Origin of the sequence: Treponema sp. Marseille-Q4132 (assembly GCF_014334835.1) — a bacterium.
Lineage (GTDB): Bacteria > Spirochaetota > Spirochaetia > Treponematales > Treponemataceae > Treponema_D > Treponema_D paredis.
In genome coordinates this window covers 2,388,565-2,412,059 of record NZ_CP060591.1, presented here as the reverse complement: position 1 = coordinate 2,412,059, position 23,495 = coordinate 2,388,565, and the positions used below count along the sequence as shown (strand labels likewise).

18 protein-coding genes are annotated in these 23,495 nt (G+C 49.8%); 3 read left to right on the top strand and 15 right to left on the bottom strand.

All coding sequences use genetic code 11. The features are described from left to right. Positions 1 to 132 precede the first annotated feature (132 nt). The 3 genes from H9I35_RS10970 to H9I35_RS10960 form a co-directional block, all read right to left on the bottom strand. Positions 133 to 1,428, bottom strand: a complete 1,296-nt coding sequence (locus tag H9I35_RS10970; protein WP_187419411.1) for a hexokinase family protein — start codon at positions 1,426 to 1,428, stop codon at positions 133 to 135. 136 nt (positions 1,429 to 1,564) lie between these two features. Continuing rightward, positions 1,565 to 2,806: an SLC13 family permease gene (locus tag H9I35_RS10965; RefSeq protein ID WP_187419410.1), complete on the bottom strand. Its 1,242-nt coding sequence runs from the start codon at positions 2,804 to 2,806 to the stop codon at positions 1,565 to 1,567. A gap of 18 nt (positions 2,807 to 2,824) precedes the next feature. Further along, the gene (locus H9I35_RS10960; RefSeq protein WP_187419409.1) at positions 2,825 to 3,856 is read right to left on the bottom strand and encodes a uroporphyrinogen decarboxylase family protein; all 1,032 of its coding nucleotides are present in this window, start codon (positions 3,854 to 3,856) and stop codon (positions 2,825 to 2,827) included. 143 nt (positions 3,857 to 3,999) lie between these two features. Between H9I35_RS10960 and H9I35_RS10955 the strand changes: the two genes are divergently transcribed. Then, on the top strand, positions 4,000 to 6,015 hold the full coding sequence (locus H9I35_RS10955; RefSeq protein WP_187419408.1) for an ATP-dependent helicase: 2,016 nt from the start codon (positions 4,000 to 4,002) through the stop codon (positions 6,013 to 6,015). Between the two features lie 212 nt (positions 6,016 to 6,227). On the opposite strand, the gene H9I35_RS10950 is transcribed toward H9I35_RS10955, so the two are convergent. The 3 genes from H9I35_RS10950 to H9I35_RS10940 form a co-directional block, all read right to left on the bottom strand. Beyond that, positions 6,228 to 7,274 carry a YncE family protein gene (locus tag H9I35_RS10950; protein ID WP_187419407.1) on the bottom strand — a complete coding sequence of 349 codons (1,047 nt, stop codon included), beginning with the start codon at positions 7,272 to 7,274 and terminating at the stop codon, positions 6,228 to 6,230. Positions 7,275 to 7,285: 11 nt separating this feature from the next. After that, positions 7,286 to 8,929 carry an ABC-F family ATP-binding cassette domain-containing protein gene (locus tag H9I35_RS10945; protein WP_187419406.1) on the bottom strand — a complete coding sequence of 548 codons (1,644 nt, stop codon included), beginning with the start codon at positions 8,927 to 8,929 and terminating at the stop codon, positions 7,286 to 7,288. 61 nt (positions 8,930 to 8,990) lie between these two features. After that, positions 8,991 to 10,685, bottom strand: coding sequence for a DEAD/DEAH box helicase (locus tag H9I35_RS10940; protein ID WP_187419405.1), 1,695 nt, complete (start codon positions 10,683 to 10,685; stop codon positions 8,991 to 8,993). Positions 10,686 to 10,715: 30 nt separating this feature from the next. On the opposite strand from H9I35_RS10940, the gene H9I35_RS10935 reads away from it, so the two are divergent. After that, positions 10,716 to 11,924 (top strand): class I SAM-dependent methyltransferase, encoded by a 1,209-nt coding sequence (locus H9I35_RS10935; RefSeq protein WP_187419404.1) that lies wholly within the window; start codon positions 10,716 to 10,718, stop codon positions 11,922 to 11,924. Positions 11,925 to 12,034: 110 nt separating this feature from the next. On the opposite strand, the gene rpmE is transcribed toward H9I35_RS10935, so the two are convergent. From rpmE to H9I35_RS10890, 9 genes are all read right to left on the bottom strand, one after another. Continuing rightward, a complete protein-coding gene (gene rpmE / locus H9I35_RS10930; RefSeq protein WP_187419403.1) occupies positions 12,035 to 12,253 on the bottom strand; it encodes a 50S ribosomal protein L31 in 219 nt (72 codons plus the stop codon). 104 nt (positions 12,254 to 12,357) lie between these two features. Further along, entirely contained in the window at positions 12,358 to 14,115 is a 1,758-nt protein-coding gene (gene rho, locus H9I35_RS10925) for a transcription termination factor Rho (RefSeq protein ID WP_187419402.1), read from the bottom strand. Between the two features lie 229 nt (positions 14,116 to 14,344). Further along, positions 14,345 to 15,319 carry a Gfo/Idh/MocA family protein gene (locus H9I35_RS10920; RefSeq protein ID WP_187419401.1) on the bottom strand — a complete coding sequence of 325 codons (975 nt, stop codon included), beginning with the start codon at positions 15,317 to 15,319 and terminating at the stop codon, positions 14,345 to 14,347. Next, complete coding sequence (locus H9I35_RS10915) at positions 15,316 to 16,131, bottom strand: sugar phosphate isomerase/epimerase family protein (protein WP_187419400.1); 816 nt, start codon at positions 16,129 to 16,131, stop codon at positions 15,316 to 15,318. The genes H9I35_RS10920 and H9I35_RS10915 overlap by 4 nt, the downstream gene beginning before the upstream one ends. A 2-nt stretch (positions 16,132 to 16,133) precedes the next feature. Then, positions 16,134 to 17,048: a sugar phosphate isomerase/epimerase family protein gene (locus tag H9I35_RS10910; RefSeq protein ID WP_187419399.1), complete on the bottom strand. Its 915-nt coding sequence runs from the start codon at positions 17,046 to 17,048 to the stop codon at positions 16,134 to 16,136. 94 nt (positions 17,049 to 17,142) lie between these two features. Continuing rightward, positions 17,143 to 18,192: a Gfo/Idh/MocA family protein gene (locus H9I35_RS10905; RefSeq protein ID WP_187419398.1), complete on the bottom strand. Its 1,050-nt coding sequence runs from the start codon at positions 18,190 to 18,192 to the stop codon at positions 17,143 to 17,145. Between the two features lie 118 nt (positions 18,193 to 18,310). Beyond that, positions 18,311 to 19,351, bottom strand: coding sequence for an ABC transporter permease (locus tag H9I35_RS10900; protein WP_187419397.1), 1,041 nt, complete (start codon positions 19,349 to 19,351; stop codon positions 18,311 to 18,313). Next, positions 19,348 to 20,850, bottom strand: a complete 1,503-nt coding sequence (locus H9I35_RS10895) for a sugar ABC transporter ATP-binding protein (protein ID WP_187419396.1) — start codon at positions 20,848 to 20,850, stop codon at positions 19,348 to 19,350. The genes H9I35_RS10900 and H9I35_RS10895 overlap by 4 nt, the downstream gene beginning before the upstream one ends. A 101-nt stretch (positions 20,851 to 20,951) precedes the next feature. Further along, positions 20,952 to 21,893, bottom strand: coding sequence for an ABC transporter substrate-binding protein (locus H9I35_RS10890; RefSeq protein ID WP_187419395.1), 942 nt, complete (start codon positions 21,891 to 21,893; stop codon positions 20,952 to 20,954). A 566-nt stretch (positions 21,894 to 22,459) separates the two neighbouring features. Between H9I35_RS10890 and H9I35_RS10885 the strand changes: the two genes are divergently transcribed. Further along, a complete protein-coding gene (locus H9I35_RS10885; RefSeq protein WP_187419394.1) occupies positions 22,460 to 23,473 on the top strand; it encodes a LacI family DNA-binding transcriptional regulator in 1,014 nt (337 codons plus the stop codon). Positions 23,474 to 23,495: the final 22 nt, after the last annotated feature.

Below are 23,495 nucleotides of genomic sequence, written 5' to 3'. Positions count from 1 at the left end.
CCTGCCCCAAAAGCTCAACCGCGGCTAAGCGGACGGGTTCTTGCCGAAAACACAGCGTTATGGATTGATACTTTCCAAACTCGACATTTTACCTACTTCCTACATCGGCACCAATCGGGCCGATATTGAGCATTATTTTGTTATAAGCCCCGCGATCGCCGCTCCGAGCGTTATATCGTTTTCCCGCGAAATTATTTCCCAATAGAGGCCGCGCCCTTTCGTGAGCGCTTCTTCGAGATAGCCGTGCACGCGCTCGGAAAGCATGTGCGTTTTAAAATACGTGCTCCCGTTACAGAGTATGCACACGGGGCGCGAAGCGTTTTTCCCCTCACAGCTTTGAATGACGCAGGCTGCAAGGATGGCGGCGGCATAGCGGGCGGAGCGTTCCATAACGGCATCGAGGAGCTGAAACATACGGTCGTAATCTTCGCCGGAAGCGCTTTCGGCGGCAAGGGCGCCGAGTAAAGCGTTCGTGTTGTAGGGCGCGTGCAAAAATGCGTCGGCTTCGACGAGCGAAAGAGATTGCAACGAGAGGATGCGCTTTGCACACGCTTTGCCGAAAAGCCCTTCTTCCGCCGCCGCTTTCAGCGCTTCAAATGCGACATCTCCGAGATAGGCGCCCGAACACTGTTTTTCCGCACGGTATTTTCCGGGACTCAGCGTTTTCGCGTCGAGGGCGTTATCGAAATCGGAGCAGACTATAGCGCCGAATTTTCCCGATTCGCACACGACGATCTGCTTTGTAAAATCTTTTACATCCGGCATCTCCGGCTGAATATACGCGGCATTCAATCCCGTGCCGAGTATAAGACCTATGTAAGACGAATAGTTTTTTCCCGCATCCGGCGTCGCAGCACCGGCAAGAAGCGCCGCCACCGTATCGTTTAAGAGCGTGACGCGCCGTATCTTTTTCCATCCGCGCGCTTCGAGCGTTTTTTTGAGCGTTTCCCCGATGCGGCAGCCGACGACTTCGGGCGCATTTACTTCCTTCGTAAACCTGATGAGGATGCCGTCTCCGTCGTCGGTGATCTCCATCGGATATGAAAAACAAAAACCGATCGATTCGGCTTTGTCTTTTAAATGTTCTATGTTCAACGCGATTTCATCGAAAAAATCCGAACGTGAAAGCGCTTTTGCAACACCCGGCATTTTCGTCTTTTCGAGAAAATCGATCGACGCTTTTCCCTGCTCGTTGAACGACACGAGACATGAGCGGAAATTGGTTCCCCCCGCATCGATAACGATGACGCTTTTACCCGAAGCGGGCTGTTCCGGCGGATTGCTGTACGTACGTATCATATCCTGATAGGATTTTTGCCCGCGGAGACCTGCGTTCATATCGTACAAAAGCGCGTCGATTGCAGAATCGATATCGACGTGACGGATAAAATTATGCTTTGCCAAAAACGCGCTGACTGCCCGATTCATAGGATTTAAGTATAACACAACGCGGAGAAAATGTGAATGACGCGCCCGACCGGCGCACGGATAAAAAAACGCCGATTACATACGACAGTCGCAGTAATCGGCGCTCCCTTATTTATCTAAAGCTTGCTATTCGGCTTCAGACATAAATGACGTAGCACAACAGGGTCGTAACGATCCAGAATAAAATCAAAAGCGGCGCACCGCATTTCAAATAATCTTTCATCGTATATCCGCCTGCTTCCCAAACCAAAAGGTTCGGTCCCGTCCCGAACGGAGTCGCAAACGCGCCCGAAGCGCAAACGGAAACGGCCATAGCTCCCGACAAGGGATTGATGTTCGCAGCCTGACACACCAATATGGCGATCGGCAGCATCAATACCGTTGCCGACGAGTTCAGCAAAAACTGCGTGACGACGAGCATGATGAGCGATATGGCGGCCAGTAAAAGTACCGGCGGCAAACCGTGCAGAGCCGGGCTCAGCAGATCGACGATGTATTTTGCAGCCCCTGTTTTAACCAAAGCTTTGCTGAGCGGGAAAATACCTCCGACCAAAAAGACGGTCGTTACGCTGAACGATTTGATCGCATCTTTTGCGGACAGGCAGCCTGTAAGTACGACGAGCAGCGCTCCGAAAACGCCGGCAATGTGCATGGGCACGATCTTTGTGGCCATCGCTACAATGACCGCCAAAAAGATGAGGGCGACGGTTGCCATTTTAACCGGATTTTTTTCGCTCTTTCTTTCGCCTTCTTTCGATTCTATATCTTTTACCGGCAGCAGTTTGGTTCCGACAAGCGCCATGTAAATCATGCCGACTACGAGGAGCGGCAGACCGATCTTCGTATATTCGAAAAAGCCGAATTCGCGCAACCCCATATCTTTGAGCATGCCGTTCGCGACGATGTGCGGAGTCGTTCCGATAAGGGTTATCGTACCGCCGAGCGAAGCCGCATAAGCCAAAGCCATGAGCAATTTCGATTTAGGTATATTCGCTTTTTCCGCCATCGATCCGACGATCGGCATTAAGCAGGCGGTCGTACCCGTGTCGTTCAAAAACGCGGAAAGCCCTCCGCCGACGATCGACGTTCCGAGGATCAAACCCCTTTCGGTTTTACCGATGAGTCCGATTATTTTCCCGCCTATGTAATCGGCAAGGCCCGTTTTAAAGAACGCCTCCCCGACCACGACGAGTCCCATAAAAAATACGACCGTCGTATTTCCGAATTCGGCATACGCCGTACCGCCGTCTATTATCTTAAAGGCGGCTAAAACGGCCGGAATTGCGGCTCCGACCAAAATCGGATGCACGGGTTGCCATACGAGCAGAATGATAACAACAACAAAAATGATGCATGTTATTATTGCCGGTATTGTCATGTTAATTTTCCTCCTTTTTTACAAATTAACACTATTTCTGAACGCCTTCAGTTCCGCATCGCTTGTATGTATTGAAACGGAACAATAGGGCGCTAAGATATACGGAATGTCTTTATTGTTTTTTATTTCTTCTCGGGCAAGCTCTCCGATCTTTTTTTCGGCACCGGTTCCGAAAATCATTTCATTGACGCCGCCCATCGGCACGATTTTTTTCAAAAACTTTTGCGACTCTTTTATGGACGGGTTATCTTCGCCGCCCTGATCCCAATGCAAAATATCGATCGGATAATCGGAAAATCTTTGGGGATTGCTTTTGATGCCGCACGTATGATATATGATCAATCCTCCGTCTCTTTTTACCTCGTTTAAGAATTTCAAATCGTATTTTTTTACATACGTTTTCCATTCGTCTTCGGCCATATATCCCGTTCTTGCCCATGAAATTCCCGCATAGAAAAAACCGTCTATGCCCGTCTTTTTCAATTCTTTCCAATAGGCGATATACGTATCGGTGATATTTTCCAAGGCGGCTTCCAATTCTGCGCCTCTGTTTTTTATGATGTCGAAAATTTTATTATCTTTTCTGTCGGCGGGAAAATGTCTTCGGACGAAGGGACATTCGAACACATTCGTTACGACCGTCAGCGGCGTAAAAAGCGTATGCACGGTCGGAATATCTTCTTCCGACTTTTCTTTAATGAGCCTGGCGGCTTCGACATGATCTTTGAGTGTTTGATTGTTCATATCTTTTTTATCGAAAATGGACAGATCGTCAAAGTTCGTCGCTCTTGCAATTTTTTTAGGAAATATTTCCTGCACGTAATTTTCGTAGTCGAAAACATCGCCCCATACTTCCTGCATAAAAACCGCCGAGGGATGGATCTTCATAATATCCCAGTCGTATTTTTTTTGCCAATCCAACATAATGTCGGCCAATTCCGCAGGCTTTCTTTCCATTGCGGGAAAATGTCTGTATGCGGTAACAGGAGGTCTGTCCGGCAGCTCTCCCTTCAATACGCATTCAAGTCTTTGTCGTTTTGTAAGTCCCATAATTTTCTACCCCTCGATTTTTAAAACTCACCGAAAAACCCGTTAGATATTGCCGCCCATTCTAACAGCACTTGTCCGTGTTGTCAAACGATTTAAAAAAAATTACTTGCACAAAGAGCGTTTCGAGTGATACACTGTGCGCCATGCCCGAGCTCGACATACATGCATTGAAAACGGAACTCAATCCCGAACAGCTGCGCGCCGTCACGACGATAGCAGGTCCTATTTTGATTATCGCCGGAGCGGGAAGCGGTAAAACGAGAGTCATCACGTACCGCATCGCGCACATGCTCGATGAAGGCATTCCGCAAAGCGCGATCCTTGCGCTGACCTTTACGAATAAAGCCGCGCGCGAAATGGAAGAGCGTGTCAAATCGCTGACGGGTAAAAAACTGCAAAACCTCACGGTATCCACGTTTCATGCGTTCGGCGTGCGCATTCTCAGACAGGATATCGACAAACTGGGCTGGCGGGAAAACTTTTCAATTTACGACGAAACCGACAAAGCCTCCCTCATCAAAGAAAGCGCGCGGGAACTGCAGTTCACATCCGACGCGCTCGACTTATACAAAATCGCAAATCTTTTTTCAAACATAAAAACCGGGCGCAAAAATTGGGAAACGGCAAACGATATGTACCGTGCGCTCTACGAATCGTACGAACAGGGATTGAAACTGTACAATGCGGTCGACTTCGACGATCTCATCATGCTGCCGATCCGCCTGTTCCATGAACACCCCGACGTACTTGCAAAATACAGAACGCGCTACACCTACATCATGGTCGACGAATTTCAGGACACGAGTCATCAGCAGTATGAGCTCATGCGTCTTCTTGCCGATAAAAACATCGCGGTCGTCGGAGACGACGATCAGTCGATCTACAGCTGGAGGGGCGCCGATTATCAAAACATCGTGCAGTTCGAAAAAGATTTTCCGGGTGTCAAGGAAATCCGCCTCGAGCAAAACTACCGTTCGACCGAAACGATTTTAAGCGCGGCGAACGGCGTCATATCGCACAACACGAACCGCAAAGACAAAAAGCTGTGGAGCGGTAACGGTTCGGGAAAGCCTATCGAACTCTTTATGCCGGAAAACGAAAGCGCCGAAGCGGATTTTATCGCAGAAAGCATTCAGGGCATCGCTATGGAAGAAAGGCGCACATACGACGATTTCGGCATACTCATGCGCGCAAACTCGCAAAGCCGTGCGCTCGAAGAAGCTTTGCTCCAAGCGAACATCCCCTATACGATGAGCGGCGGTACGAGTTTTTTCGAACGGCTCGAAATAAAAGACATCGTAAGCTATCTGCGCGTCGCGGCAAATCAAAGCGACGACATAAATTTATTAAGAATAATCAACACGCCGCGGCGGGGTATCGGACGGAGTACGATTTCGGCGATAAACGAAACGGCAAAGCAGAATTCGAGCACGCTGTGGGAGGCGATCCGCTATCTTCAAAAAGACCCCGCAGGAGCGCTTTCCGATTCGGCAAAAAAATCGCTTGGCGAATTTATCGATACGATCGAAGGCGCGAGGGCGAAGCTTTTCGGAGGACGGGGGCTTGCAAACAAAGTGCGCGAACTCATCGACGACGTGCAGTACCGCGACTACATCATCGGCGAATTTCAAAAAAACGAAAAAGCGGTGCGATTTAAATTGCAGAATATCGAAACCTTGCTCATGTCGATCGAAACGTGGGAAAACAATCCCGACAATTTCGATCCGAGTCTGTTCAATTATTTGAACCGCATTACGCTTTTGAGCCGCGACGACATCGAAGACGACGGCGGCAAAGGCAAAGTCAATTTGATGACGATCCACGCGTCGAAGGGGCTCGAATTTCCCGTCGTGTTTATCGCGGGTGCGGAAGAAGGGCTTATGCCGCACGCGCGTTCCGTCGAAGAAACGGACGGAGACGTCGAAGAAGAGAGACGCCTTTTTTACGTCGCGATCACGCGCGCACGGGACAAATTATTGATTACGTCGTGCCAAAAGAGGCGGCGCATGCAGGCGACGGTCGAATGTACGCCTTCGCGTTTTCTCGAAGAGATACCGGAAAACCTCGTCGAATATCACGAAGTAAAAAAAACGGAGCCGGTCAGCGAAGAAAAAGCGCACGATTATTTTGCCGACATGCTGAAAAAGCTCAAAAGCTGATATTGCCGGCGGTGCAGCGTGTACAATGCGCGGGAGCGAGCCGGGAGCTGCGCGGCGCGTAGGCTCGCACAAACCGACGAAAATGAGTACGCCCGCGCGAGTGCGGCATATACGAAAGCACACGATTCGCATAAACGGGAGTCCCATGTGCGAAACGGTCGCTCACCGGCGGAAACTCCGTCGCTCGCAGCGGCGCAAATCGCACGCGGCTTTTAAAATCGGGACGGAGGCCTTATGCGGTAGACTTCGATGTTCGCATCTTGAAAATTCGAAGAACACAAATATGCGCCGTCATTTGAAATGCCGAGTCCCGTCGGCTGATTGCCGCCTTCCGTCTCCTGCACGATTTTCCACGAGTCTATATCGATAACGGAAAGCCTGCCGTTGACAGGGCTGCGCTTCGTATAATCTTCGGGATTGTTCGGACCTCGGGAAGAAACGAAAAGACAGCTGCCGTAAAGGGCTATCGTATTCGGATTGGAAAAAACGCGTATCGAACGCGTAAGCGTAAATTTTATTAAATCGATTTCATACACCGAACGATGATACATATCGCTTACATAAGCTTTCGTTTCATCGGCATTTATAACGATATGGCGCATCGCCCCTTTTTCTTTTTCGATCGTTTGTATGAGCCAGCCCGATTCGGTATCGAATTTTTGAATAGTGCCGCCGCCGAAACACAAAACGATGAGAGTAGCGTCGCCTGAAGTAAACGCCGTTCCGCGAGGCTCTCTTCCCGTCTTGAGCGTGCGCAAGAGGTTTCCGGTTTCGTAATCGATGAGGCTTACGGTATTCGACACCCAATTCGAAACGGCGAGCATATTTTTTTCCCTCGACCATGAAATGAATTTCGGCCAGACGCCGTGCGTTTTGATTTCCCTTCGGTACGTAAATTCCGGCCACGCGTATTCGTAGATATAACCGGTCGTCATCTGCGAAATAAAAAACGCGTTTTTTTCGGCGACGAACAGAGCTTCGGCAAAACCTTTTTGCGCCGAACGCGGAGGATAAATCGTACGTACCTTTTGATCGCCTGTCCGTACAATTTGGAAGCCTGTGTCGTCGAGGAGCGGCAGGGCTATGCAGCTTCCGTCGGGAGAAAAGACGACCTGCTTCGGCTGCTTTCCGCACGGAACGGTACGAAGCTTTGTGAGGATCGGAAAATCTTGAGACTCGGCGTTTTCTCCGGCAGCGAAAGACAGGGCGCACAATAAAACCGAAAGCGAAAAAATCGTCCGCTTTTTTATGCCCGCCATGCGCACGTCTCTCACACGCGGTATTTGATTTTTTTACCGGTGCCTTCGTAATACTGTTTTCGAAGTTCCGTCACCGTATCGTCTGCGATATAGTCGTCGAAGTTCATCCTGCGGTCGATGACGCCGTTCGGTGTGATCTCGACGATGCGGTTTGCGATCGACGAAATGAATTCGTGATCGTGGCTGTTGAACAGCACGACGCCCGGAAAATCTTCAAGCGCGTTGTTGAGACTTTCGATCGCTTCCAAATCCAAATGATTTGTCGGATCGTCGAATATGAGTACGTTAGCATTTTGCAGCATCATCTTCGAAAGCATACATCTCACTTTTTCACCGCCGGAAAGCACTTTGACAGGCTTCAGTGATTCATCTCCGCTGAAGAGCATCCTGCCTAAAAATCCGCGCACGTAAGAATCGTCCTGTTCTTTCGAATACTGTTTGAGCCACTCGGTAATCGTCAAATCGTTTTCAAAATACTTGTTCGTGTCGCGCGGCAAATAGGAATAACTCGTCGTCTGCCCCCAAAACACTTCACCGGAATCAGCCTTTTTTTCGCCCGCGATGATATCGAAAAACGCCGAAATGGAATTGTGTTCGATGCCGACGAAGGCTACTTTATCGGTACGGTTTACGATGAGCGAAAAATCTTTTAAAAGCTCGACACCGTCGGCAGCATAATTGATTTTTTTTACTTCGAGCGTATTGTTGCCGATGGCGCGTTCTTGGGCAAAGTGGATGTACGGAAATTTTCTGCTCGTGACGGGAAGCTCTTCGAGGGCAAGCTTATCGAGCACTTTTTTGCGGCTCGTCGCCTGCCTGCTTTTCGCCGCGTTCGACGCAAAGCGCTGGATAAATTCTTTCAAGTCGGCCATCTTGTCTTCACGCCGTCTCGCCTGATCTTTCGCCTGCTTTTGCAGCATTTGGCTCATCTGATACCAAAAATCGTAATTGCCGGAAAACTGCGTGATCTTTCCGTAATCGATATCGCAGACGACCGTACACACCGTATTGAGAAAGTGACGGTCGTGGCTGACGACGATGACGATGTTTTCAAAATCGAGCAAAAAATTTTCGAGCCACGTGATCGATTCGATATCGAGACCGTTCGTCGGCTCGTCGAGCAACAGTATGTCGGGATTTCCGAAAATCGCCTGCGCGAGGAGAACGCGCACTTTTTGACTTTCGTCCAAATCGCTCATCGCTTTGTCGTGATATTCTTCTTCGAGACCGAGGCCGGAAAGCATCTGTTCGATTTGATTTTCCGCTTCGTAGCCGCCGAGTTCGCCGAACTCCGCTTCGAGTTCCGACGCTTTGATGCCGTCTTCTTCGGAAAAATCCGCTTTCGCGTAGATTTCGTCCCGCGCCTTCGTGCATTCGTAGAGTTTCGGATAACCCATCATCACCGTTTCTTTTACGGAATAATCGTCGAACGCAAAGTGGTTTTGCTGCAAAACGGCCATGCGCTTTCCCTGCGCCATGGCTATGGTGCCGGTATCGTGTTCGAGTTCTCCCGAAAGTACTTTCAAAAAAGTCGATTTTCCGGCTCCGTTCGCGCCGATAATGCCGTAGCAGTTGCCCGGCGTAAATTTCACATTGACGTCTTTAAACAGCGGCTTGTCGCCGAATTTGACACTGACATCGGATACGGTTATCACTCACAGCTCCCACAGTAAATTTATTAATAATTATTAAAATGATAATACACAAGCTCGTGCGTTATTTTTTCCCGAACAGCGATTTGATTTTATGCCACAAGCTCTGCGACTGCAAACCTTTTTTGCTTTCGTCGTAGCGCTGTACGCCTGTTTTCTTTTTCGCATCCGAGTACTTTTTCGCGTTCTGCTTGCCGCCCCTCTCGAAAGAAGAAAGGGAAGCGCCCTGCCCTCCGCCGTTTTTGCGTTCGGTTTTTGCGCGAGTCTTTTGCGGAAAGGGCTTCGCGCTCTTCGATTTGGAAGAAGAGCCGCCTTTGGCCTCCGTGAGCGCCGAAGCGGACTTTGCGTATTTTTCTTTATACAGCTTCATGCGCTCTTCGAAAGACATGTTCTGAAGCTTTTCCGTGTCGTCTTCGGTAAAGCGCTCTTTTCGAAACGCCGATCTTTCGGATGCGCTTCCCGTTTTCCGCTTGTCACGAAGTCCGCTTCGCGCATCGCTTTTTTTCGAATCGCGTCTTCCGGAAAACTTTCCGCCGCCCGTTCCGCCTCTCCGAGAAGAAGATCGTCCGCCTTCGTAATCTTCGCGCCAATTTTCCGTTCTGATATACACGCCTTCGCTTTTGTCGACTCCGAGCATCGATGCGTCGGCGACGCGCGAAGGAATCTGCATTTCTATATAACGCTCGATAGCCGGAAGATTGTATACGTCCTGTTCGCTGCAAAACGTGTACGCTTTACCCGTCTTTCCTGCGCGGGCGGTGCGTCCGATACGGTGCACGTAGTTTTCCGATTCGTTCGGCAAATCGTAATTGACGACCATCGCCAAATCATGCACGTCGATGCCGCGCGCGGCGACGTCGGTTGCGACGAGGATCGAAACGCTTCCTTCTTTAAATCGGTTCAGCACTTGCAGCCGTTTCGACTGCGGCAAATCGCCGATGATGAATTCGCTTTTAAAACCGTTTTTGCCGAGCCGCTTTGAAACGACTTCGCATGAACGTTTCGTATTGCAGAAGATGAGTACGCTTTCGGGTTTTTCTTTAGAAAGGATGCCGACGAGCAGTTTCATCTTTTCATCGCTCGAAACGTGCAGCAATTCCTGATCGATTTGTTCGACGGTGATATTATCCGATTCGATCGTAATCTCTTTCGCATCCCGCGTGTATTCCCATGCGAGATTTTTTACGTATGAATTGAGCGTCGCGGAAAAAAGCATCGTTTGGCGGTCTTCCGCTTTCGGCAGCACTTTGAGCAGAGTGCGCAAGTCGGGGTAAAAACCCATATCGAACATACGGTCGGCTTCATCGACGACGAGAAAACCGACGTTCGACAAGTCGAGCTGGCGGCTTTGCTGAAGATCGATCATGCGGCCGGGAGTTCCGACGATGATATCCACTCCTTTTTTAAGAGAAGCGATCTGCCGCTCATAGCCAACGCCGCCGTAAAAACTGAACGCTTTCAGCTGCGTTCCGCTCGTCAATTTTTTCGCTTCTTCTTCAACCTGCACCGCAAGCTCGCGTGTCGGAAGCAGGATGAGCACTTTTTTGCCGGCATTGTCCGGAGAGGCAAGGAGTTCCTGTAAAATGGAAACGAGATACGCCGCCGTTTTTCCTGTTCCCGTTTGAGACTGAACATATAAATCGGATCCGTCGAGCGCCGTTTTGAGCACCGCTTCCTGAACCGGCGTGCACGTCACATAGCCTGCCGCTTCTATGCCTTTGAGCAGGTCTTCGTGCAAATTAAATTCGGTAAAATCCATATCTTTTTACTATATACTTTTTCCTTCATTATGTATAGTATTGCGCTTATGCCGACGGAATGTAAAGACGATTATCAAGCCCGGCTGTTTTCAAACCGCCTCGCAAAGCGCTTGAGACACCTTCGAAAATGGGCGCGTAAAAACGGCGTTACTTGCTATCGCGTGTACGACCGCGATATACCGGAAATCCCGATTTCGGTCGATCTCTACGAATTTTTGCCGGACGGAATCGGAGACAAAAAAAGTGCCGTCCGTTTTACCGCAGACGAATTCGCACGCCTCGCCGAAAACGATGCCGGGGTGCAGGCGGAAATCGCTTCGAGGAGCGCCCTCGTAATCTGCCTGTACGAACGCCCGTATGAAAAAGCGGAAGCCGAAGAGAGAGCATGGCTTTCAAAAATCGCACTGGCGGCAAGCGCCGTCGTCGGCACGGCGGAAAATCGCATCGTCGTCAAAACGAGAAAACGCGATAAGGGCGGAAGCCAATATGCGGAAGACGTAAACGACATACAAAGCGCGGATCACATTGAAGGACTCATACAGGAGTGCGCATCTCTTTTCCGCATCTCTATAAGCTCCCGTATCGACAGCGGACTTTTTTTCGATCACCGCCCCCTCCGTGCCCGAGTCCGCGAAAACGCGGGCGGAAAATCGGTATTGAATCTCTTTTGCTATACGGGCTCTTTTTCCGTCTACGCCGCCGAAGGAAACGCGCGCCTCGTCGATTCGGTCGATTTATCGAACACCTATCTCGAGCGCGCAAAAGAAAATATGCGCTTAAACGGTTTTTCCGACGAAAAAAAATACCGCTTTATCCGCGCGGACGCCGCAGAATTCATCTTTCAAAAAAAAGCATCCGGCGAGCGATACGATATCATCATTCTCGATCCCCCGACATTCAGCAATTCGAAGATGACGGATACCGTACTCGATCTCGTAAAAGATTGGCCGCGCTTCGTAAACGGCTGCATCGCCCTCTTGGCAAAAGGCGGCGTGCTTTATTTTTCGACGAACGCCAAACACTTACGCTTCGATGAAAGCCTTATCGAAATGCCGGCAAACGGAAACGATGTATATAAAAGCAATGCGGGAAAAAAAGATGTGCCCGACGGAAACAGTCCGCACGGAAGCGGTGCGAGTGAAAACGCAATCACGGTGCGCGACATCACCGTTTCGACGATCCCCGAAGACTTTTTGCAAAAAAAGCCGCACCGCGCGTGGGAAATCCGCAGGAATTGAAATCAACAAACTCGACACAGCCTCGCAGCGAAGCTTCAAACGGCATGTGAGATAACCCTCCGCACGAATAAAAAAACCGCCCCCTAAGGAGCGGAGTTTTTATACGGCGGTCAATTTGCCGATTCTTCGGATTTGATGCCGTAGCGCTTGTTGAAGCGGTCGATGCGGCCTGCGGTATCGACAAGCTTTTGCTTACCCGTATAGAACGGATGGCATGCCGAACAGATTTCCACACGGATGTTTTGAGCCGTCGATCGCGTTTCGATGATGTTTCCGCATGCGCAAGTGATCTTTGTCAATTTGTATTCGGGATGAATTCCTTTTTTCATAACTGCTCCTTTCATTTTGCCCGGCTGCACGGCACGAGTTTACGCGCTGAGCGCAGCCACAAAATGACGATGTTCTATCAGTATAGTAAAAAAATACGCGCTTGTCAATTATCCGAAACGGCTGCCGTACCGGTGTTCATGGACGCGAGGAAGGCTTCGTTCGTCTTCGTCTTTCTCATGCGGTCGAGCAAAAGTTCGAGAATGTCCGCGTCTTCCATAGGATTGAGCACTTTACGCAGCACCCACATCTTTTGCAGTTCGTTTTCGGACAAAAGCAGTTCTTCTTTGCGCGTCCCCGATTTTTTGATATTGATCGCCGGGAAAAGCCTGCGTTCGGCAAGCTTTCTGTCAAGGTCGATTTCGCTGTTGCCGGTACCTTTGAATTCTTCGAAGATGACTTCATCCATGCGGCTTCCCGTTTCGATGAGCGCCGTCGAAATGATCGTAAGGCTTCCGCCCTCTTCCACGTTGCGCGCCGCGCCGAAAAAGCGTTTGGGCTTGTGAAGGGCGTTCGAATCGACGCCGCCTGAAAGCACTTTGCCCGACGTCGGTACCGTTTGGTTGTATGCGCGCGCAAGACGCGTAATCGAATCGAGGAAGATGACGACGTCGCGTTTGTGTTCGACGAGACGCTTCGCTTTTTCGAGCACCATCTCCGCAACCTGTACATGGCGCGTCGCCTGTTCGTCGAAAGTCGATGAGATGACTTCCGCTTGAATCGATCGCTCCATTTCGGTTACTTCTTCGGGACGTTCGTCGATAAGCAAAACGATGAGGTACACTTCGGGATGATTGTTCGTGATCGCGTTTGCGATCTTTTGCATGAGGATCGTTTTACCGGCTTTCGGCGGAGCGACGATCAAAAGGCGCTGTCCCTTACCGATCGGATTGAAAAGATCGAGGATGCGCGTCGAAACTTCGGTCGAAACCGTTTCGAGATGCAGTTTATTGTTCGGATAGAGAGGCGTCAGATTTTCAAAGGGGATCCTCGTCTGAGCGACGCGCGGTTCGTCGAAGTTCACCGACTCGATGCGGAGCAGCGCAAAAAAACGCTCGCCTTCTTTCGGAGAACGCGTCTGTCCGTACACGGTGTCGCCCGTCTTTAAATTGAAAAGCCTGATTTGGCTCGGCGAAATATAGATATCGTCCGGGCCGGGAAGATAGCTGTTTTGCGGAGAGCGCAAAAAACCGTAGCCGTCGGGCAGGATTTCGAGTGCACCTGAGGCAAAAATCGTTCCGCCGTGTTCGGTGTGCGCTTTTAAGATGACGAAGATGAGCTCCTGCTTTTTCATCGGTGCCAAATCGTCGCTCGAAAAACCGTATTTCATCGCAAGCTCTCGAAGCTGCGTCATGCCCATGACGGTCAAATCGTTTATAACAAGTTTCGGTTTTGATTCTTCGTCTCCGTCGCTCTCCATAGAAACGGATGTCTGATTTTGTAGAGCCGCATCGACTGCAGGGCTGGAATAGGTGCGGTTCGCACCGTAACGCGCAGGCTTTCGATAGGTTTGATTTGCGCTTGCGTTCCAGCGCGGACGGGCGCGGCGATCCGCAAATCCCTCCTTTCCTTCTTCGGTCTCCGCTTCCTGAGCCGTATCGGCTTCGTTCGCTTCTTCTTCGGCAGCAGCCTTATCGACTTTGATTACGGCACGGCGTTTCGTTTTGACGGTGCGTACCGGACGCGCTTTTCCACCACTGTCTTCGGCAGGCGCTTCATCGGAAATTTTTTCTCCGTCTTCACCGGAAGCGGGTTCCGCCGACGCATAAGAATCCGGTTGAGCTTCGGATTCGCTCTGTACTTTTTCCGTCTTTTCAACATCACCTGATGCGCCGGCAGTGCGGCGCTTTCGTATTGGTGCCATTAATAATTCTCCATTGCTTTATGATTTATAAAAAACGACATACTCGATTTAGGATGAAAATTGTTCCTTCGGAAACGGATAGTCTATCTGTGGGAACGATTATGCAGTAATTTATTATTAGCGAATTTGCAGAATACTGTCAAGCGCTTTTTCGAAACACTTTGAAAAAGGTCAATTAATCGATATGAGAAAGGCGCTCATACCCATTTCGAATATCATCGCATTCTCCTCAATTTCTTTTTGTCAATTTGTCTAGGATTTTCAAAACGGTAAGCACTTGACGCTTTGAAACGCGTTGACAATCTTCGCCCCGTCTCAAGCATTCCGTAAATGCGGACAGCTCGTTGTAATACCAGCCGACCGCCGGTACGTTTATACCCGTCGCAACGGTAACCTCGTCTTCGATGTTTACGCGAAACGCTTCGCCGCCGGCAGGATAAACGGTTAAATCGTTTCCGCTGCATACGATGACGGCGTTTTCGAATTCGACTCGCCAGCCCGCAGTGAACGGGAACGGCGCGTTGTACCACGCAGCTTCGGCGGTAACGGTGAGATTTTTATATTCGTATATGAAGGTTGCGTGTTCGGGATACGGTACCGACGCTCTGCCGTTCGCATAACAGCGCGCGTTTTCGGGCTCGCCGAACAAGCTGACGATGATATCCAAATCGTGAATGTGCAGATCGTAGGGAATAAAGCCGCTCTTTTCTTTTTCAAAAAGCCACGAATCTTTCGACCACGAAGGACACTCGGAAAGCCTAAAAAAATATGCGGAACACGGCGCACCGTACGTCTTTTTATCGACGATTTTATGCAAGTATTCGACCGCTTTTGTAAACTGCAATACGAGTGCGGTGTACAAACGGAGGCCGCGCTTTTCCGCTTCGGAAAAGAGTTCGGCTCCGTCGGTTTCGGAAAGCGCAAGCGGTTTTTCGCAGATGACGTTTTTACCGAGTGAAAGAGCGCGCATGACGAGCTCTTTATGTAAAAACGTCGGTGCGCAGATATCGACAACATCAAAAGGAACCGTCACGGCATCGAGCGATGAAAAATACGGTACACCCCACTCGTCCGCACGGGAACGGGCGGCGGCGTTTTTATCGACGACGGCGGCAATCGAAACTCCTTCGATATGTTTGTAATTTTGAAAATGGACGTTCCCCATGCCGCCCGCACCGACGATCGCAACGGAAATCGGCTTCATAGCGTATATCCCAACCGCATCAAATAATCGGCGGAATCGCGCACTGCGCGGTTTACTTCGTCTATATCTTTTGCACCGTCTTTTGTAAATTCGATTTCGATGCTGAGCGGCGACGCATTGTCATGTAAGTCGAGGATCGAAAACAGTTTCGGAAAATCGACAAAGCCCTTGCCGAGTGCGGGAAAATTCCATTCGTTTTTTTCGCCCGCTTTATCTTTTATGTGCAGATATGCGACGTTCGAAACGACGGCGGCCAGATCTGCTGCGGGATCGACACCGCCGTAAAATATCGCATTCGCCGTATCGTAGTTGATCTTTACGTCGGGCAAATCGATTTCCGTGACTAACGCATCGACGGCTTTTCCGCTTCCGTGCTCTCCGTGTACTTCGATGACGAGACGCATATCGCAGCGCCTAAGCAGAGGGACGAGCGTTCGTATATTCTTTGCAACGACGGCGTTCGCCGACTGCACTTTATCCTTTAAGTGCGCTTCTCCTGCGGACGAGACGATAAACGGAGCTTCGAAAAAATGAGCGAGGAGGATATTGTCGGCAAAATCTTTCAGGCGCTCACCGTCCGAAAGATTGCAGTGCCCGCTCATGCCGATAACGCCGAGCCCCGCATTCGAAAGTTTTTCTTTAATGCGGCAGAGTTTCGAAAAGGTCATGTCCGCGCACACGTGTTCCGTCCACCCCTTCGTCGCCGTCAGTTCGATGTAGTGAAAACCCGCCTGAGCGATGCCTTCGATGGCTTCGTCGAGTGAAAAACCGTGATACGTATTGGAATTGACCGCAATGATACGCTGTTTCATAATTATACGACAAACTGCTCGAGATAGCGTTTCGACTGCACGAGACTTTTTACGATCATATCGCGCGAACCTTCGAACGAGCGATCTTCGACTTCGATACACGCCGCTCCGTCATAGCCTATATCGGTGAGTGCGCTCACGAATTTACTCCAATCGACATCTCCGAGGCCCGGTATTTTCGGCAGCATAAACGCAAGCGGATACGCGAGCACGCCGCATTCGGCAAGCTTGTCGCGAAGCAGTTTGATATCTTTAAAATGAACGTGAAGCAGACGATCGCGAAATTCGTATATCGGCCGGATATAATCCATCTGCTGCCATACAAAATGACTCGGATCGAAATTGATGCCGAAATTTTCGTCGGGAATTATTTTGAACATTTCGCGCCACAACACGGGCGAAGTAAAAAGATTTTGACCGCCCGGCCATTGATCGATTCCGAACAGCATCGGACAATTTTCAATCGCTATTTTAACGTTGCGCTCTTTTGCAAATTTAACGATAGGCGGCCAGATCTTTGCAAAAAGTTCGAGATTGGCTTCGACCGGCTTTTGCGAATCGCGCCCGACGAAAGTCGTCACCATACCGACAGAAAGAGAACTACTCGCTTCGATGACGCTGTACAAGTGTTCGATCGCCTTTTCGCGCTTTGCCGCGTCGCCGTCCATCGTATTCGGATAGTACGCGAGCGACGACAACGATACGTTTTTTTGCCGGCAGTAATCGAGGATCTCCGCCGCACGCTCTTTCGTCAGCCCTTCCGTGTCGATGTGGCTCACGCCTCCGTAACGCCGTTCCGCTTTTCCCTGCGGCCAGCACGCAAGCTCAACGCACGAAAACCCCAGTTCGGATGCGACATCGATCGTCCCCTTAAAATCCCAATCAGCCAATATCGACGATACAAAACCCAATTTCATACGCCATACCTCCTCGATCGCGAAATGCAATTTTGAATAAAATTCGACACCCTCTTTTTAATAATTTGAAAACTTCCAAAAATCCGACCGGTCTTCAGAGATTTTCGTTTTCCTTGATATGCACCGTTCGGCCCGTCTCCGACGATTCAATACTCGCAAACACCGCGCGCATCGCACTTAAAACCGACTCCCCGCAGATTTCGGGCTGTTTACCCGCAGCAATACATTCGACAAATTCGTCGATGATGCCGCTCTTCGTTTGACTGTCGTTTGTCTGAATCGCATCGAGTTTATATACGATTTCTTCACCGCCGGAAGAAATAAATTTCATCGAATATCCGGGATCATCGTAGATGCGGAGAATTCCTTTGGTACCGTACAGCACCGTCGAATTGTCTTCCTGCCCGTAATAGGTCCAGCTCGCAGTCATCGTCCCGATAACGCCGCCCTTCGTCCGGTATATGCAGATTGCGTTGTCGTCGACACCGATCATATTGTTGTGCGCATCTTTTTTATCCAGCGTTGCAAGACGCGCCGTCGTTTCGACGATCGTATCGCCGAGCAAAAACTGTATCAAATCGGTTTTATGAATTCCCAAATCCGCCATCGCGCCCATCGCCGCTTTTGTACGGTCAAAAAACCATACGTCCTTTCCGGGATCGACGCTCCACGTTTCCGGTCCTCCGTGTCCGAAAACCGTTCGAAACGAAATGATTTTTCCGAGCGTTCCGTTTTTAACGAGTTCTCTCGCTTTGACGTGCGCTTTTGCAAGACGCTGATTTTGCCCGATCATCAAAAATCTATCGTGCGCTTTCGCTTCCGACACCATGCGTTCGCATTCTTCGAGCGTCACCGCCATGGGTTTTTCACAGAGTACGTGCTTTCCCGCTCTGAGCGCTTCGATCGCGATCTCGGCATGCGTGTGATTCGCCGTACACACGCTCACCGCATCGATCGCCGTATCGGCAAGCATCTCTTCTCGCGTTTTATAAACTTTGCAAGCGTACTTTTCCGCAAGCGCTTTCGCACGCTCTTCGTTTATATCCGTAATACCGATTATCTTTGCATTGCCGTTGCTGAAATATTCGGGCAAGTGCCGCACTTGCGCGATTTTCCCGCAGCCGATAATTCCGACATGTACCATACCGTCTCCTGTGATTCGATTTGCAAGACGCCGGCGCACGTTGCTTCTCCGGCGACCGCTTCTAAAAATTGATATTCTCCGCAATGCCGCATTTCAGCCGAATACCCACATCCTGCCGTTACGCTTCTTTTTTTTGCAGCAATACCGCACCTATCACGATGACGCCCTTGCACGCTTCGCGGAGAAACGGAGGGACGCCGAGCAAATTCAATAAATTATTCATCACCGCGATAATGAGAACGCCGAGCACGGTGCCGCCGACGGATCCTCTGCCGCCCGACATACTCGTACCGCCGACGATGACGGATGCGATCGCATCCATTTCATATCCGCTTCCCGCATTTGCGAAGTCCATCGCACCGATGCGCGATACCTGCAAAACCGATGCGACCGCGACGAGCAAGCCCATGAGCGCATATACGCGCCGCTTTACGGTATATACGTTTATGCCGGAAAGCTTCGCCGCCCGCTCGTTTGAGCCGACCGCGTATACGTGCCTCCCGAACGCAGTCTTCTTTGAAACGACGTACAGCGCGTATGCAAAGACGAGCCAGTACACGATGGGCATAATCATCTGCCCCGCAATCTGCGCGTTTGCGATTTCGAGAAACGGAGAAGGCACTGCGGGATTGTATCCCTGCATAAACTGCTGAGTAACCGAACGGCATATCTTCATCGTGCCGAGCGTTGCGATAAACGGAGGTATCTTTCCCGCCGTCACGATGACGCCCGTGAATTCTCCGAGCAGCAAACCTGCGATAAGCCCGAGGACGATCGCAATGCAATATGCGCTTCCGCCGCTGATACCGAAGGCGGCAAGCAGACCGCGCCCGCTCGAATCGATGAGTACCATGACGATCGCCCCGATTGCGACGAGCGTCGAACCGACGGCGAGGTCTATGCCGCCGGAGATGATCACAAAGGCCATGCCGAGCGAGATGATGCCTATCGTCGCATTGTTGCGCAAAATATTGATCCAGTTTTGACACCACGTCAAAAACCATTCGCCGAACGAATCGAAATTAAAACCGAGCGCAAGCGTTTGAAACACGATCATCACAAGCAGCGCAAAACCGGTACTGAACAGCGGCTTTTCCGTCCAATTTTTTTTAAACCATTGTACGCCTCGTCGCAGCGACGGCTTTTTATCGATACTCATACTGAAGCTCCTCTTTCGATTTTTTCACCCGTTGCAAGGCGCATGATCATGTGTTCGTTCATATCCGTCCCTGACACTTCGCCGACGACGGAACCGTGAAACATGACGATTGCCCTGTCGCACACTCTGACGATTTCCTGCGCTTCGCTCGAAAGCACGATGACGGCGACACCGGAAGCCGCAAGCTTTTCGATAATTTCATAGATTTCTTCCTTCGCACCGACATCAACACCCTGCGTCGGATTATCGAGCACGAGGACTTTCGGCTCCGTATTGAGCCATTTCGAAAGTACGACTTTTTGCTGGTTGCCGCCGGACAGATTCGTAATCAAATCGTCTCCGCTTTCCATTTTGATATGCAGATTGCGCGCATGATTTTCAAAATCGCGTCTTTCCCGTTTCCGGTCTATAAAACACAGCTTTCGATATTTTGCAAGCGATGCGAGCGAAGCGTTTTCAAGAATCGTCATATCTTTGACGATGGCGTTTTCCTTTCTGTTGCGCGGCAGGTAAGCGACACCTTTTTGTACCGCATCTGACGTGGAGGAAAAGGTCGCTTCTTTTCCGGCAATAAAAAGTTTTCCGTCCGCAGGCAGTCCCGCTTTAAAAATCGATAAAAACAATTCGCTTCTGCCGTCACCGAGCAATCCCGTTATGCCGAGCACTTCGGAAGCGTGAGCCGAAAAGGAAATATCGTTAAAATATTTATGATCGCCGTAGCCTTCGACACGGAGCATTTCTTTTCCGCGTACGCAAGCCTTTTTCGACCCGCCATCTGCGATTTTATGACCGACCATATAAAATGCAAGCTCCGCGTTCGTCACGTCCTGCGTTTTTCCAGACGCGACGACTTTACCGTCACGCAGCACCGTATAGCTCGAACAGATATCGAGCACTTCGCCGAGCTTATGCGAAATAAAAATGATGCCGACGCCCTGAGCCGAAAGATCGCGCATCAACGAAAAGACACGCCGAATTTCCGGTTCCGTCAGAGACGTCGTCGGTTCATCCATGATGATACAAGATGCGTTCATCATCATCGCGCGCGAAATCTCCACGATCTGTTTGTACGACGCATCGAGACTCCGCACCGGAAGGCAGGGATCAAGCGAGATCCCGATCCTGTCAAATGTTTGCTTCGTCTTTTCTATCATCGCTTTGCTGTCGAGAAAACCGTTTTTCTTTTTCAGCTCGCGGCCGATAAACATATTTTCATAGATCGCCAAATCGTTTATTAAATTCAATTCTTGATGGATAAATGCGATACCCGTATGTAAAGAATCGACGGGCGAAAAGAATTTCACTTCTTTTCCGTCGACGGCGATGCATCCCGAATCGGCTTGGATGACGCCGCCGAGGATATTCATCAGCGTCGATTTTCCGGCGCCGTTTTCTCCGAGCAGCGCGTGTATTTCACCTGCTTGTACGGATAAAGACACGCCGTCGAGAACGGCGGCTTTACCGAACGATTTGCAGATATCCCGCATTTCAACTTTCATGCACTACCCTGTTTTATTGATTATTAATTTTTTTCGAGAGCTGAAAAGGGGCTGTCCTAAAAATAACCGACTTTTGAGACAGCTCCTTTCGATACGAAATATCAATACGGAGAACCCGCATCGAGGAATTTTTTATAATTCGTACGGTCGACGATCGACGTCGGAATGATTTTTTCTTTTGCCGCAGAAGAACCGCTGAGTACGGCAAGCGCCACATCGACGGCATCGCGTACCATCGCAGGGCTGTACAGCGCCGACTCGATCCAGATATCCGTATTTTTCGGCATCATATTGAAATATTCCTGACAGCCGCCGCCTCCGGTGATTACTTTTACGTCCGTGCGTTTCGCTTCGCGAATGGCCTGGATCGCGCCGATCGACGTTTCATCGTCCATCGAAAATACCGCATCGATCTTTTTATTTTTTGTAAGGATGTCGGTCATATCTTTCAAACCGGCTTCGCGCGTAAACTGAGTCGCATAGGTTTGAATGCTCAGATTCGGAGCGATTTTGGCGACAGTATCCAAAAAGCCTTTTTTGCGGAGCTGAGCTACCGAACCGGATGTCGGCACATCGAGAATAACGACGTTGCCCGTCTTCCCGATTTTGCTGACGATGTACTTTGCACCTTCGGCACCCATCCCCTCGTTATCGCCGGTAACGCGGTATACGCCGTCGACATTGATCACGATATCGAAGTTTACGACAACAACGCCCTTTGCTACCGCTCGTTTGATCGGCACTTCCATACCCGTCCACTGCGGAAACGCGACGATCGCCTGAGCGCCCCACAAAAGCAAATCGTCAAGCTGCGTCGTCATCTCTTCGCCGTTGGTACTCGTGTAGAGTTTATACACGACTTTATCGGACAGCGCTTTACAGCGAGCTTCCGCTTCATAGGCTACCGCAGCAACCCAACCGTGCGTAACAGCCGGCGCGAGAATACCGATTTTGTACTTCTTGCCGGAAGCCGCTTTCGGCGCGGCAAACAATGAACCGGAAACGATCATCAAAGCAAGAAAAACGGCACCAATCTTTTTCATACTACCTCCCGTAAAAACTTTTGTAGGAAGTTGCAACTTCCGAAAAAGTTTTTAGCCGTGCGCGAGAGCGCACACGTTCAATAATCGAGTTTGCGAAAATACACTGTATCGTATTTATTCTATTTTCATAAAAACGATATGTATACATATCTTCCGCAAACATCCGCGCAAACACGAGATAAGAACGCTGCGATTTCGAGCAATGCGCAGAAATCGCGAGTGTCTCCGATAAAAGAAAAACGCTTCAGCGTTTTTCGGCTCTAGACTCCAGCGACGACGATATTTCAGACGGTGCTTTTTATCATACCTCCCGTAAAAACTTTTGCAGAAAGCTTGCGCTTTCGAAAGTATTACAGCCGTACGCTAAGTACGAACACAATTTTTATCCGGTACCTTGTTACAGCGATACCGATCTTATGCAGTTTAGTGCGAATCCATCCTCTTGTCAATGAAAAAATTACAAAAATATTATATTTTTTTTTGATATTGATTTATTTGATTAAATTACATATAATATTATCAAATATATGTAATTTTTTCATATATTTTTCATAGGAAATGCAATTATGGGAAAAAAGACACAACCGACATACGCACAATTGGCGGCGGCGAGCGGTATTTCGGTCGCTACGATAAGCCGAATGATGAGCGGCAGCAGCAGAGTTTCGGAAAAAGCGCAGCGTAAAATCGTGCAGGCGCTGACATCGCTCGGATACGATCCGGAAAGCATTCTGCCCCGTCCTGCAGCCGAAGGCAATTTTATCCTGTTCAATATACCGAATCTCGCAAATCCGTTTTACAGTTTGATTATTCAGGGTGCGCGCGATGCGGCAAAGAGAAGCGGCTATACGCTTTTAATAAACGAAGATGCGATAGACGAGGCGACTATCGAAGCCTATCTTATGATGATCAAAAAGATAAAGCCTGCGGGTTTGATTATAACCAATTCCGTCTCACCGGTGATTTTAAATAGGCTCGACACTCTCGTTCCGATCGTCCAATGCTGCGAATGCAATGAAAACCTTTCGATACCCTTTGTCACGATCGACGACGCGGAAGCCGCAAAATATGCGGTCGAACACCTCATCTCGCTCGGCTGCAAACGGATCGCATTTTTAAACGGACCGCTGTCTTACAAATACGCGCGCAATAGACTCGCCGGCTACACGAACGCGCTCGAAAGCGCCGGGCGCAAAGCGGAAACCGAACTGACGGTGCAGCTCGGAGAAATCAATTACGATATGGCTCTGTCCGCAGCTTACCAGCTGCTCAATTCCTCTAACAGACCCGACGCTTTTTTTTGCAGTTCCGACGTCTATGCTGCGGCAGTCATAAAAGCTGCGAAAAAAGTAAATCTTTCCGTACCCAACGATATCGCCGTCATTGGTTTCGACAACACCGAAATCTCATCGATGTGTACGCCGTCCATCACGACGGTAAATCAGCCGCGCTACCAAATGGGCTTGGTCGGCTGCGATATGCTGACGGAGCGCATCAACGACAAAACCCTGCCCGTGCGCGGTATGTATTTGGAAACCGAGCTTATCGTGCGCGAATCGTCAACGCGCCGCCCCGTGTAATATTCGTATAATGTGAGCTTTA

Excerpts from the sequence above, each read along its gene's own strand:
- H9I35_RS10970 (WP_187419411.1), bottom strand. The coding sequence starts at position 1,428 with ATGAATCGGGCAGTCAGCGCGTTTTTGGCAAAGCATAATTTTATCCGT.
- H9I35_RS10965 (WP_187419410.1), bottom strand. The coding sequence starts at position 2,806 with ATGACAATACCGGCAATAATAACATGCATCATTTTTGTTGTTGTTATC.
- H9I35_RS10960 (WP_187419409.1), bottom strand. The coding sequence starts at position 3,856 with ATGGGACTTACAAAACGACAAAGACTTGAATGCGTATTGAAGGGAGAG.
- H9I35_RS10955 (WP_187419408.1), top strand. The coding sequence starts at position 4,000 with ATGCCCGAGCTCGACATACATGCATTGAAAACGGAACTCAATCCCGAA.
- H9I35_RS10950 (WP_187419407.1), bottom strand. The coding sequence starts at position 7,274 with ATGGCGGGCATAAAAAAGCGGACGATTTTTTCGCTTTCGGTTTTATTG.
- H9I35_RS10940 (WP_187419405.1), bottom strand. The coding sequence starts at position 10,685 with ATGGATTTTACCGAATTTAATTTGCACGAAGACCTGCTCAAAGGCATA.
- H9I35_RS10935 (WP_187419404.1), top strand. The coding sequence starts at position 10,716 with ATGTATAGTATTGCGCTTATGCCGACGGAATGTAAAGACGATTATCAA.
- rpmE (WP_187419403.1), bottom strand. The coding sequence starts at position 12,253 with ATGAAAAAAGGAATTCATCCCGAATACAAATTGACAAAGATCACTTGC.
- rho (WP_187419402.1), bottom strand. The coding sequence starts at position 14,115 with ATGGCACCAATACGAAAGCGCCGCACTGCCGGCGCATCAGGTGATGTT.
- H9I35_RS10920 (WP_187419401.1), bottom strand. The coding sequence starts at position 15,319 with ATGAAGCCGATTTCCGTTGCGATCGTCGGTGCGGGCGGCATGGGGAAC.
- H9I35_RS10915 (WP_187419400.1), bottom strand. The coding sequence starts at position 16,131 with ATGAAACAGCGTATCATTGCGGTCAATTCCAATACGTATCACGGTTTT.
- H9I35_RS10910 (WP_187419399.1), bottom strand. The coding sequence starts at position 17,048 with ATGAAATTGGGTTTTGTATCGTCGATATTGGCTGATTGGGATTTTAAG.
- H9I35_RS10905 (WP_187419398.1), bottom strand. The coding sequence starts at position 18,192 with ATGGTACATGTCGGAATTATCGGCTGCGGGAAAATCGCGCAAGTGCGG.
- H9I35_RS10900 (WP_187419397.1), bottom strand. The coding sequence starts at position 19,351 with ATGAGTATCGATAAAAAGCCGTCGCTGCGACGAGGCGTACAATGGTTT.
- H9I35_RS10895 (WP_187419396.1), bottom strand. The coding sequence starts at position 20,850 with ATGAAAGTTGAAATGCGGGATATCTGCAAATCGTTCGGTAAAGCCGCC.
- H9I35_RS10890 (WP_187419395.1), bottom strand. The coding sequence starts at position 21,893 with ATGAAAAAGATTGGTGCCGTTTTTCTTGCTTTGATGATCGTTTCCGGT.
- H9I35_RS10885 (WP_187419394.1), top strand. The coding sequence starts at position 22,460 with ATGGGAAAAAAGACACAACCGACATACGCACAATTGGCGGCGGCGAGC.